The 11,600-nt window shown below is 61.4% G+C and carries 10 protein-coding genes and 2 pseudogenes; 4 read left to right on the top strand and 8 right to left on the bottom strand.

Going from position 1 to position 11,600, the window contains the following annotated elements; all coding sequences use genetic code 11:
* Nucleotides 1-39 precede the first annotated feature (39 nt).
* Nucleotides 40-1,227: an XdhC family protein gene (locus AERO9A_RS21680; protein WP_178111165.1), complete on the top strand. Its 1,188-nt coding sequence runs from the start codon at nucleotides 40-42 to the stop codon at nucleotides 1,225-1,227.
* A gap of 222 nt (nucleotides 1,228-1,449) precedes the next feature.
* On the opposite strand, the gene AERO9A_RS21685 is transcribed toward AERO9A_RS21680, so the two are convergent.
* The 5 genes from AERO9A_RS21685 to hexR all read right to left on the bottom strand — a co-directional run bounded on the left by AERO9A_RS21685 (nucleotide 1,450) and on the right by hexR (nucleotide 5,831).
* Nucleotides 1,450-3,687 (bottom strand): xanthine dehydrogenase family protein molybdopterin-binding subunit, encoded by a 2,238-nt coding sequence (locus tag AERO9A_RS21685; protein ID WP_159974122.1) that lies wholly within the window; start codon nucleotides 3,685-3,687, stop codon nucleotides 1,450-1,452.
* 14 nt (nucleotides 3,688-3,701) lie between these two features.
* On the bottom strand, nucleotides 3,702-4,160 hold the full coding sequence (locus AERO9A_RS21690) for a (2Fe-2S)-binding protein (RefSeq protein ID WP_159973955.1): 459 nt from the start codon (nucleotides 4,158-4,160) through the stop codon (nucleotides 3,702-3,704).
* A gap of 192 nt (nucleotides 4,161-4,352) precedes the next feature.
* Nucleotides 4,353-4,565: a PA3496 family putative envelope integrity protein gene (locus tag AERO9A_RS21695; protein WP_159973956.1), complete on the bottom strand. Its 213-nt coding sequence runs from the start codon at nucleotides 4,563-4,565 to the stop codon at nucleotides 4,353-4,355.
* Between the two features lie 70 nt (nucleotides 4,566-4,635).
* The gene (locus tag AERO9A_RS21700; RefSeq protein ID WP_178111166.1) at nucleotides 4,636-4,947 is read right to left on the bottom strand and encodes a YceK/YidQ family lipoprotein; all 312 of its coding nucleotides are present in this window, start codon (nucleotides 4,945-4,947) and stop codon (nucleotides 4,636-4,638) included.
* A 17-nt stretch (nucleotides 4,948-4,964) separates the two neighbouring features.
* A complete protein-coding gene (gene hexR / locus AERO9A_RS21705; protein WP_159973957.1) occupies nucleotides 4,965-5,831 on the bottom strand; it encodes a transcriptional regulator HexR in 867 nt (288 codons plus the stop codon).
* A 164-nt stretch (nucleotides 5,832-5,995) separates the two neighbouring features.
* On the opposite strand from hexR, the gene zwf reads away from it, so the two are divergent.
* Together zwf and tssD are read left to right on the top strand one after the other, a co-directional pair.
* The gene (gene zwf / locus AERO9A_RS21710) at nucleotides 5,996-7,417 is read left to right on the top strand and encodes a glucose-6-phosphate dehydrogenase (RefSeq protein ID WP_218580162.1); all 1,422 of its coding nucleotides are present in this window, start codon (nucleotides 5,996-5,998) and stop codon (nucleotides 7,415-7,417) included.
* Nucleotides 7,418-7,701: 284 nt separating this feature from the next.
* Nucleotides 7,702-7,875 (top strand): annotated as a pseudogene (tssD, locus tag AERO9A_RS21715) (type VI secretion system tube protein TssD); the annotation flags it as partial.
* Here the strand turns inward: tssD and AERO9A_RS21720 are convergent.
* The 3 genes and pseudogenes from AERO9A_RS21720 to hutC form a co-directional block, all read right to left on the bottom strand.
* Nucleotides 7,876-8,478, bottom strand: a pseudogene (locus tag AERO9A_RS21720) (urocanate hydratase); the annotation flags it as partial.
* 266 nt (nucleotides 8,479-8,744) lie between these two features.
* A complete protein-coding gene (locus AERO9A_RS21725) occupies nucleotides 8,745-9,317 on the bottom strand; it encodes a HutD family protein (protein WP_159973959.1) in 573 nt (190 codons plus the stop codon).
* Entirely contained in the window at nucleotides 9,314-10,060 is a 747-nt protein-coding gene (gene hutC, locus AERO9A_RS21730; RefSeq protein ID WP_256666037.1) for a histidine utilization repressor, read from the bottom strand. The genes AERO9A_RS21725 and hutC overlap by 4 nt, the downstream gene beginning before the upstream one ends.
* A gap of 168 nt (nucleotides 10,061-10,228) precedes the next feature.
* Between hutC and AERO9A_RS21735 the strand changes: the two genes are divergently transcribed.
* Nucleotides 10,229-11,590: a formimidoylglutamate deiminase gene (locus AERO9A_RS21735; RefSeq protein WP_159973961.1), complete on the top strand. Its 1,362-nt coding sequence runs from the start codon at nucleotides 10,229-10,231 to the stop codon at nucleotides 11,588-11,590.
* Nucleotides 11,591-11,600 lie beyond the last annotated feature (10 nt).

The raw sequence follows: 11,600 nt of genomic DNA on the forward strand, positions 1-11,600 counted from the left end.
CTCCTAGCGATACGCCACCCACCTGCCGGAGAACATCCCATGCTGTCGGGAACCAGCGCCCTGCTCAGTGCCATCACCAGCGTTGACCAAGATCGCGGCGAAGCCGTGCTCGCCACCGTGGTCAAGGTCGCCGGCTCAGCCTATCGCCGCCCTGGTGCGCGCATGCTGATCCCGCTGTACGGCGGCACTGTCGGCACCATCAGCGGTGGCTGTCTGGAGTCGGAAGTGGCGCAGAAGGCCTGGTGGCTGACCGATGGCGGCGAGGCGGTAATCCGTCGCTACAGCACCGCCACCCAGGACGACGATGATGACCAAGACGCCGCGCTGACCTTCGGCCTTGGCTGCAACGGCACCGTCTACGTTCTGCTCGAACGCCATAGCGCACAACGACCACTGGCAGTGCTCGATTTGCTGCGTCTGGTGCGCGAAAGCGGCCAGGGCGGCGCAATGGCCACGGTTATTGCCAGCCACCGAAACGCGCAAGCCAAGGTCGGCGACCATCTGATGCTGCACCCGCAACGGCATGACAACAGCCCCCGGCTGGAGCCTGCGCTGGATCAACAGATACGCGCCGACCTCGCCACCACACTGACTCAAGGCCGCTCGACGCTACGCAGCTACCACGATGGCCAGGGCGAGGTGGAGGTGTTCTGCGAGTACCTTGCCCCGCAACGGCGCCTGGTAATCTTTGGCGCAGGCCACGATGCGCAACCACTGGTGCACATGGCCAAGCTAATGGACTGGCACGTGACGGTGATCGATGGCCGCGCCCACTTCGCTCGCCCTGAGCGCTTTGCCGAAGCCGATGCAGTGCTGACGGTCAGCACACACCAGCCGTACAGCCTACAGCACCTGACCGACGGCGCCGTGGTAGCGGTCATGACGCACAGCTATAGCCAAGATCGCCACTGGCTTGGCGCCGTACTGCAGGGCGAGCCGCTCTACGTCGGCCAACTCGGCCCGCGCGAACGCACCGAACGCCTGCTCGGCGAAATCGGCGCGCAGGCCTGCGACATGCCCGCACTGGATCGCCTGCACTACCCGATTGGCCTGGACATCGGCGGCGACACGCCAGAAAGCGTGGCCACGGCCATCCTCGCGGAAATCACCGCCACCCTGAACCAGCGCAACGGCGGCATGCTCAAGCACCGCCGGGCGTCGATTCACGCGCCCACCCAGCAAGACGCCCTCGACATTGAAACAACTCTCCGCCTGACCGCCTCTTGAGCACATACGCAGTTCTTGTGGCCCCCCTTTATCGCGACTAAAGCCGCTGGCTCGTAGGGTGGGCTTCAGCCCACCACGGCTGGCGGGCTAAAGCCCACCCTACGCACTGGATTAGATCCGCAATACTGCTCACAACCTTCAGAGGAGCGGCCTCAGCCGCGATCAATCACAAACCAAAACGCCCGGGCAATTGTCCGGGCGTTTGGGTTGCTGCAGCCGACCTCAGGCCTTGATCTGCGCCGGGAACGGCAGCTTGCGCAGGCGCACGCCGGTGACCGCGAACAGCGCATTGGCCAGCGCTGGCGCCAGTGGCGGCACACCCGGCTCGCCGACACCGGAAGGTTTCTCGGCAGACGGCACGATATGCACCTCGACTTTGGGCATCTCGTTCATCCGCAGCACCTGGAAGTCATGGAAGTTCGATTGCTCGACCCGACCATCCTTCAAGGTGATCGCACTGTTACGCGCGGCCGCCAGGGCGAAGCCGATGCTGCCCTCCATCTGCGCCTTGACCACGTCCGGGTTGATGGCGATACCGCAGTCCACCGCACACACCACACGATCGAGTCGGTAGCTACCATCGGCCTTGACAGTCACCTCGGCAACCTGCGCCACGAAGGAGCCGAACGACTCGTGCACGGCAATGCCACGGCCACGCTTCTCGCCATTCGCCCCCGCGGCCAACGGCTTGTCCCAACCCGCCTGCTTGGCCGCCAGCTCAAGCACACCGCGATGACGCGGCTGGCTTGCCAGCAAGGCATGACGATAGGCGTAAGGATCCTTGCCTGCGGCAACAGCCGCCTCGTCGATCATGGTTTCGGCAACGTAACCCGTATGGGTGTGCCCCACGGAGCGCCACCACAGCACCGGCACCTTGATGTTAGTCGGCGTGGTCAGCTCGACCTGCAGGTTTGGCACCGCATACGAGAGATTGGAAAGCCCTTCGACCGACGTTTGGTCAACGCCCTCCTTGACCACGTACGGCTCCAGCAAGGTACCGGTCATGATCGACTGGCCGACGATGCGGTTGTGCCAGGCCTGCAAAGCCCCCGCCTGATCCAGAGCGATACGCACACGGTGCAAATAGAGGGGGCGGAAGAACCCTGCACGGGTGTCGTCCTCACGCGTCCAGACCATTTTCACCGGCACATCCAACCCTTTGGCGCGGGCAGCCTTGGCGATCGCCACGGCTTCCAGTTGGTAGTCCGATACCGAGCTGCCGCGACGGCCAAAGCTGCCGCCTGCGTAGAGCTGGGTCAGCGAGATTTTTTCCGGCGGCAGGCCCAGGTAGGCGCTAATCATGGTCTGATCGGTCGTCTGGGACTGCTCACCATTCCAGATTTCGCAGCGGTCATCGGACAGCTTGACCAGGCAGTTAATCGGCTCCAGCGCCGCATGCGCCAAGTAGGGAAACTCGTATTCAGCCTCCACGGTCTTCGCAGCACTGGCCAATGCCGCATCAGCGTCGCCCTTGCTCGCCGCGGGCAGGCCAGGTTGCTTGGCGCTTTCGCGGTACTGGGCGAAGATTTCCGCGCTGCCATGGGTAAAGGCCTGGCTCTCATCCCAGTCGATCACCAGAGCATCGCGCCCCTGACGCGCAGCCCAGGTATTTTTCGCCAGCACCGCAACCCCGGCACGGCCATGCGGCAGGTCGCGAAACTCCACCACCTCGACCACATCGCGCACAGCCTTGGCCTTGCTGCTGTCGACCGAGCGCGGCATACCGCCGAAGCGCGGCGGATAGGCAACCACCGCCACCAGCATGCCAGGCAGCTTGAAGTCTTGAGTGAAGACAGCACTGCCATCGGTCTTGCTCTGGCTGTCCTGGCGAGGCAGCGTGACCTTACCGATCAGCTTGAAGTCCTGCGGCTGCTTGAGCTGCACCTGCTCAGGCACAGGCAGCAGCGCGGCAGCCTCCACCAGCTCACCGAAGCCAGCCTTGCGCCCGGAACTCGCGTGGCTGACCACCCCCTGACTGACACTGATCTCACTGGCTGGCACCGCCCAACGCTGCGCAGCAGCGGCGACCAGCATCGCCTTGGCAATGGCGCCCGCGTTACGCATCTGCTCCCAGGAGTTGGCCATCGCCGTGCTGCCACCGGTGCCCTGCATCGGGCCGAAGGCCAGGTTGCTGTAACGCTTGGCATCAGCCGGCGCGCCTTCTACGCGCACCTTGCTCCAGTCTGCGTCCAACTCCTCGGCAACCAGCGTGGCCAAACCGGTATAGCTCCCCTGCCCCATCTCCAGATGCTTGGCGATAACGGTCACCGAGCCATCGAGATCGATACGCACGAAGGCGTTCGGCTCCAACGTCGAAGCCGCCGCCAAAGCATCCTGGCCACGTATCAGCGGTGCCAGGAAAATGCCCAGGGCCAGACCACCGGCCCCCTTGAGCAGACCCCGGCGACTGACATTGAGAACGCTGCCTGCAGCGTTATCCGGCGTGTCGATCTTGCCCATCTCAAAGCGCCTTCTCATGCCAATTGCTCCGCAGCTTCGTGAATGGCGGCGCGAATCCGCACGTAAGTGGCGCAGCGGCAGATATTGCCACTCATGGCTGCATCGATATCAGCGTCAGTCGGCGCCTTGTTGCTGCTCAGCAGCGCCGTGGCGGCCATGATCTGGCCGGACTGGCAGTAGCCGCACTGCACCACATCAAGCTCACGCCAAGCCTGCTGCACAACCTTGCCGACGGCGTCTTCACCGACTGACTCGATCGTGCTGATACGCTTGCCAACCACCGCCGACACCGGCGTCACGCAGGAGCGCGTCGGCTGGCCTTCGACGTTCACCGTGCAGGCACCGCACAACGCCATGCCACAGCCGTATTTGGTGCCAGTCAGATTGGCAACGTCGCGCAATGCCCAAAGCAGCGGCATATCATCGGCCACGTCCAACTGATGGTCGGTGCCATTGAGATTCAGGGTAATCATGGTCTGCCCACCTTATTACTGATGGTATTGGGTGATTCCATTCCGGCGCTCAGACCGAAATTCGCCCCGCACGGACGGGGTCAGGGCATCACTCTAAAGTGCCATCAGGTGACTGTCGCGGGCTCACAGACAGATCAGCAGAACCGGGCAATAAGTTCGTAGAATCGGGCAATAAACGAGCAGTTGCGGCGCTCAGGCCGCACTGCGCTCAGCACCCACGCCACTCGCCAGATAGCCAGCAGGCACCAGCTCGGGATAGTCGGCCAGCTCACGCTGCAAACGGCATTGCTCGGCGTAATGCTCAATGGCCCGGCGATAAGCCATACGCCGTTGATCTTGCAGTTTGCGACGGGTCTTGGCGTCAGTCTGGGTATGCAGTTGCGCGTCATCGAAGATACGAGGCATCTCGGTACTCCCGGAGCGAAAGGCTGGAAACCTCAGCCTGCTCCAGGCAGATGACACTTTGACGGCGACTCTATGAAGGCTCGGTGACCTTGGGTGACCGGCTCGACTCGGCCTTTTTCGACTGTTGACGGCTGTGCACGCGTACCGCGTCGACCGGCAACAGCAGCGTGTCCAGCGCGGCATCGACCGGTAGAGAAACCATCAACGCCGGACAAGCCAGGAACATCCAGCACCAGCCATCGCCAGCGGCATCCATTGCGAACTTAGTCGCCGGAAAAAGCTTGGCCTGCCTGTCGGCAGGCACACGGGAGAAAAAAGTGCTGCAACCCGTAAAGAGAATGATCAACGCAAGCAGCCCGGCGCGGGCCATGAAACGCTTCATCCTTGAAGAGCTCTTGTCTAGTCCTCGCTGCTACGCAACGACTTGGGCGACAACCGCAAACTGCGCAAGCTGCGTTTGACGCTCTTGAGGTGGTTGACCAAGCTCGGCCCACGCGCCATCGCCACGCCCATCGCCAGCACATCGATTACCACCAGGTGAGCGATGCGCGAGGTCAGCGGGGTGTAAATCTCGGTGTCTTCCTGCACATCGATGGCCAGATTGACGGTAGCGAGTTCAGCCAGCGGAGTCTGGCTCGGGCACAGAGTGATCAGGCTGGCGCCCGACTCGCGCACCAGATTGGCCGTGATCAACAGATCCTTGGAGCGCCCGGACTGGGAAATGCACACCGCCACATCGCTCGGCTTTAGGGTCACCGCACTCATCGCCTGCATATGCGGGTCGGAGTAGGCCGCGGCATTGAGCAGCAAACGGAAGAACTTATGCTGGGCATCCGCCGCCACCGCACCCGAGGCGCCGAAGCCGTAGAACTCCACCCGCTGCGCCTGCGCGCAGGCCGAAATGGCTTGCTGCAACGCTTGCGGGTTGAGCCGCTCGCGCACCTCCATCAGGGTGTGCAAGGTGGTATCGAAGATCTTCAGGCTGAAGTCGGCAACCGAATCTTCTTCATTGATGGAAAACTGGCCAAAGCTGGCACCGGCGGCCAGGCTCTGCGCCAACTTGAGCTTGAGATCCTGAAATCCACTACAGCCGATGGCACGGCAGAAGCGCACGATGGTCGGCTCACTGATGCCGACACTGTGTGCCAGTTCGGCCATGGAGCTGTGCATCACCGATGCGGGGTCGAGTAGGACGTAATCAGCCACCTTGAGCTCGGACTTGCGCAGCAGGTGACGAGACTGGGTGATGTGTTGCAACAGATTCACGGCATTAGCTCTTTGGAAAGGGGAGTCAACCGCACGCCCTGAGCGAGCGAGGCTCGGTTATGATCGGCCAAGGCGGTTGTAGTAACTTTGTAGTTATACTACATGGCACCTACCGACGCACAGGTTTAACCGAGCCGGAGTCCCCCTTGAGTATTCCCTGCGACATGCTGGTTTTTGGCGGCACGGGCGATCTGGCCCTGCACAAGCTGCTGCCAGCGCTCTACCACCTGCACCGCGACGCACGCCTGCATCGCGACACGCGCATCCTGGCTCTCGCACGCACGAGCTACAGCCGCGAGGCTTATCAGAATCTGGCCGAGCGCCGCTGCCGCGCCCAGGTGGCACGTAGCGACTTCAACCACGAAACCTGGCGCAGCTTTGCCGAACGCCTCGACTATTTCGTCATGGACGCCGCGCAAAGTGCCGATTTTTCAAAGTTGGCCCGCCACTTAGGCAATAGCGAACGCGTGCGCGTCTATTACCTGGCCACCGCACCGAGCCTGTTTCAGGATATTGCCTCGCACCTGGCCAATGCCGGTCTGGCCACAGCGCCCGCACGTATCGTGCTGGAAAAACCCATCGGCCACTCCCTGGAGTCCGCACGCGCCATCAACGCGGCAATCGGCGCGGTGTTCGACGAGCACCGCGTGTTTCGCATCGATCACTATCTGGGCAAGGAGACCGTGCAAAACCTCATGGCGTTGCGCTTCGCCAACGCACTCTTCGAGCCCGTCTGGCGCGCGGGGTACATCGACCATGTACAGATCAGCGTGTGCGAAACCCTTGGCGTGGAAAATCGTGGGGCCTACTACGATCACGCAGGCGCCATGCGCGACATGCTGCAGAACCACCTGCTGCAACTGCTCTGCCTAGTGGCGATGGAAGCACCGGTGCGCTTCGACGCCGAGTCCGTGCGCAACGAAAAGGTAAAGGTGCTCGAAGCCCTCAAGCCCATCTCCGGCCTCGATGTACAAGACAAAACCGTGCGCGGCCAGTACACCGCAGGCAAGATCGGCGGCCAGGACGTACCGGCTTACTACTTCGAGAAGAACGTCGACAACGACAGCGATACCGAAACCTTCGTCGCGGTGCAGGTGGAAATCGACAACTGGCGCTGGGCCGGCGTGCCCTTCTACCTGCGCACCGGCAAACGCCTGGCGCGCAAGACCTCGGAAATCCTTATCCAGTTCAAGCCTGTGCCGCACCGCCTGTTCGCCGAAGGGCAAGCCAACCAGCTATTGATTCGCCTGCAGCCAGAAGAACGCATCAGCCTGCAACTGATGGCCAAACACCCAGGCAAAGGTATGCACCTCAACCCCGTGGAGCTTGACCTCAACCTGGCCAACGCCTTCAACAAACAGCGCCGCTGGGATGCCTACGAGCGCTTGTTGCTGGACGTGATCGAGGGTGATTCGACACTGTTCATGCGCCGCGACGAAGTGGAAGCGGCCTGGAGCTGGGTCGACCCCATCCTGCAGGGCTGGCATCAGCACTACCAAAGCCCTCGCCCCTACCCCGCCGGCAGCGACGGCCCAGAGCAGTTGCAACACCTGCTGGAACGCCATGGAAGGCACTGGGCAGAATGAGCCAATTGCGCAACTTCTTGCACAGCAAAATGTGGATAAGCCTGTGGATAGATTCTTGCAGGCCTTTGCTGATGAGCCTTAGAAGCTACTGCGCAAAAACTTGCGCAGTAGTGCGCAACTTCTTGCGCACTTTTCCGTGACTTAATGCGCAATATGACCTTTTGGTTGCTTTTGGTCACATTAAGTCATTGATCTATATATAGTTGCAAAAACTGGCATGCCGTTCGCTTTAGTCCAAGCTCCCGGATCACTCACGATCCATGACCCAGGCAAGGAGAGCACTCATGCCAACACCCGCGTATCTGTCCCTCGAAGGCACCAAACAAGGTCTGATCACCGCTGGCACCTTCACCGAGGACTCGGTCGGCAACATTTTCCAGGAAGGTCATGAAGACCAGATTCTGGTTCAAGCCTACAACCACCAGGTCATCATCCCGCGTGACCCGCAGTCCGGCCAAATCGATGCTGCTCTGCTGGCATTCAATGTTCAGCGAGCAGGCGCCAGCCAGGGTGGCAGCCAGCGGCTGGGCGCCGCCCATGCCGCCTAGGCCTGCGGTGAGCACCCAGCGGCCCTTGAGGTTGCCGGCGTAGTGCTGGCGACCGGCTTCGACGAAGGTTTCATAGGTGCCCTGGACGATGCCCTGGCTGCCAATGTAGATCCAGCTACCGGCGGTCATCTGGCCGTACATGGCCAGGCCCTTGGCATCCAGTTCGTTGAAGTGCTCCCAGCTCGCCCAGTGCGGCACCAGGTTGGAGTTGGCGATCAGCACGCGCGGCGCGTTGCTGTGGGTCTTGAACACGCCGACCGGCTTGCCGGATTGCACCAGCAGGGTCTCGTCGTCATTCAGCTCCTTGAGGGTCTCGACGATCTTGTCGTAGCACTCCCAGTTGCGCGCGGCGCGGCCGATGCCGCCGTACACCACCAGTTCCTTGGGGTTCTCGGCCACGTCCGGGTCGAGGTTGTTCATCAGCATGCGCAGCGGCGCTTCGGTCAGCCAGCTCTTGGCGGTCAGCGTGGTGCCACGCGGGGCGCGGATTTCGGTGTCGCGGAACTTGGTCATGGCAATCTCCAGCCGGAGGCTGAGCATCGTAGCAATGTGAGCATGTATCTACTTGTATGTACAAGCACATGCAAGCGAAAGGCCAATGTTTTCCAAGGACTAAGCTAAGAGTCTGTGAGCTAGGACTGGCGGGCTCTTGCGGTGAGAGCACGGCTACACTCAGGTGGCTAACCAGTGTTACAGAAGAGGCATTAATGCTCTGATTTGATGCATTGGCGCACACCATTGGGGCGCCAAGTAACACCGCACTGACGATCAGTAACCGCCTATATCGCAATCAGCTCGATCAGGCAGAGCACGCCCTCTCCAACCAGACGAATCGGTTGCAACTCGCCAGATCCGGCAATCTGCAGGCAGTCGTACGGGTTTAGGCAGTCATGCCCCAACAGTTGCGGATGGCCCTGGGCGGCAAACAACAACAGCGTGTGAGCCGAGCTGAAAAAATCGAGGGTTCCGTCCACCTGCAACCATTGCAGCCGCGCCGCATAACGCAGAGGGTCGTAGATCAGGTTGAAGTCGCGGATGGGGCCGCCGATCAGGGTGCAATCGACAGTGGCGCCGCCAGCGAATGCAAAAGCATCCAGCCGCGTGAGGTCTCGCGAAGGCTGCCCGTCGACCTCCAGGCGCATGCCGGCACCTTCGAGCACGGTGATAACCCGCTGATAACCGGTGAATCTGGAAAAGCCGCCGGACTCGCCAACATCGGCAATCGACAGGCGCCAGCCGAAAGCATCCAGTGCTTCGCCATCGTCTCGGGCAATTTCCAGCGTAGAACCGGCCCCATTCTTCCAGGGCATGCGCGTGTATGTGTTGGCACGCAAAAGCCGCACGCCGCTCATGAGCCAAAGCGTCCTTCAAGGCGATAGCGCGAGCCTGGGTAGAGCAAGCGGGCACTGGTCACGACATTGCGCCCGGACCAGGTACGCCGCCGAATCAGCAGGCAAGGCTCTGTGCTCTCTATCTTCAGCAGTCGGCACTCGCTGCTTTCCGCCAGGACAGCTTCGACCAGATGCTCACCCTCGGTCAGAGGCGCGACCTGTGCCAGGTAGGCATGCGGGGTTTGCTGGGTGAAATCCTGCTGTAGGTAATCGGGCGCCACCGCAGGGTTCACGTAGCGATCCTCGATCTGTACAGGCACATCGTTCTCGAAATGCACGATACGTGAATGAAATACCCGCGAGCCTTCCCGAAGATCCAGCGCCAGAGCGCGTTCAGGGCCCGCCTGTACTTCCTGCAGGCTAACGACCAGGCAGCTATAACGATGGCCGCGCGCGGCAATTTCCTCGGCGATGTTCTGCACCTGCAGCAGGGCCGACTGCCCCTTGGGCTCGGCCACGAAGGTGCCAACCCCCTGCATCCGCACCAATACACCGTCCAGAGTCAACTCACGCAGGGCGCGATTGATGGTCATACGGCTGACACCCAGCTCATTGACCAACTCGCTTTCCGAGGGCACACGGTGATGGGGCGGCCAAGTGCCATTCTGGATTTGCTGGACAATCATCTGCTTGACGCGTGCGTACAGCGGCGCAGGTTGTTCGCCGGTCAACGCCGCTAGTGAAGAGCCAGATGAAGGTGGCACGGATACAGGCACGGAATACTCCTTGTAATGACGTCTGGCGTAGCAAGAGCATGGTTTCAGGCACCGACTAGGCCGTCGTTCACCGGGGCTGGCGGCTTTGGGATTGAGTTTACGCGCGCGCAAAACATCTGTATATGTATATACAAGTAAAACACCTGAGACTTGCATATGCCCGCCTATTTCGCCGAACGCGCCCTACTGCCGACAGGCTGGGCATGCAACGTCCGCTTCGAGATCGACTCAAACGGCATGTTCTCACGCATCGATGCAGGCACCTCGGCGGACGCAGCACAGACGCTTCAGGGTCCAGTGATTGCCGGCATGCCGAACCTGCATTCGCATGCCTTCCAGCGCGCCATGGCAGGCTTGGCGGAAGTGGCAGGCAACCCCGATGACAGCTTCTGGACCTGGCGCGAACTGATGTACCGGATGGTCGGCCGCATCACACCGGAACAACTGCACGTCATCGCCCGACAGTTGTACATCGAAATGCTCAAGGCCGGGTATACCAGCGTCGCCGAGTTTCATTACGTGCACCACGACCAGGATGGCCGCCCCTACCAGAACCCCGCGGAACTGGCACTGCGCATCAGCCAGGCGGCCTACGATGCAGGTATCGGGCTGACGTTGCTGCCCGTGCTGTATAGTCATTCTGGGTTCGGCGGCCAGGCACCAGGTCAGGGGCAGAGGCGTTTTATCAACAGCACCGAGGCTTACCTCAAGCTGATCGATCAACTTCGCACTTCATTGGCCCAGGCTCCCGCTCAGCAGGTCGGCGTCTGCCTGCATTCGTTGCGCGCGGTTACGCCGCAGCAAATCGCCGAGGTGCTGGATGCCGAGCGCCAAGCCCCGGTGCATATCCACATTGCCGAACAGCAAAAAGAGGTCGACGACTGCCTGGCCTGGAGCGGACGGCGCCCTCTGCAATGGCTGTATGAGCATTTCCCAGTCGATCAACGCTGGTGCCTGGTACATGCCACCCATGCGCAAGCCGATGAGCTGACCATGATGGCCCGCAGCGGCGCCGTGGCAGGCCTGTGCCTGACCACCGAAGCCAATCTGGGCGACGGCATTTTCCCGGCCTCGGACTACCTGGCGCAGGAGGGGCGCTTCGGCATTGGCTCGGACAGCCATGTCTCCCTGAGCGTGGTCGAGGAGTTGCGCTGGCTGGAGTACGGGCAACGCTTGCGAGACCAACGCCGCAACCGCTTGTATGGCAGGCAGCAGCCCAACATTGGCCAGATGCTATACGAAAGCGCCCTGCAAGGCGGCGCCCAGGCATTGGGCCAGCCCATCGGCCAACTGGCTGTCGGCCAGCGCGCCGACCTCATCGTCCTCGATGGCAGCGATCCTTACCTAGCCACGGCCAATAATGATGAACTGCTCAATCGCTGGCTTTTTGCCGGACGCGATCAACAAGTGCGTGACGTCATGGTCAATGGCTGCTGGCAGGTCAGAAACCGCCAACACGCCCAGGAAGCAGAAAGCCAGGCCGCATTCACTAAGGTGTTGAGGCAATTGCTGGCATAACCCACCACGA

Source organism: Pseudomonas sp. 8Z, from assembly GCF_902506535.1.
Taxonomy (GTDB): Bacteria; Pseudomonadota; Gammaproteobacteria; order Pseudomonadales; family Pseudomonadaceae; genus Aquipseudomonas.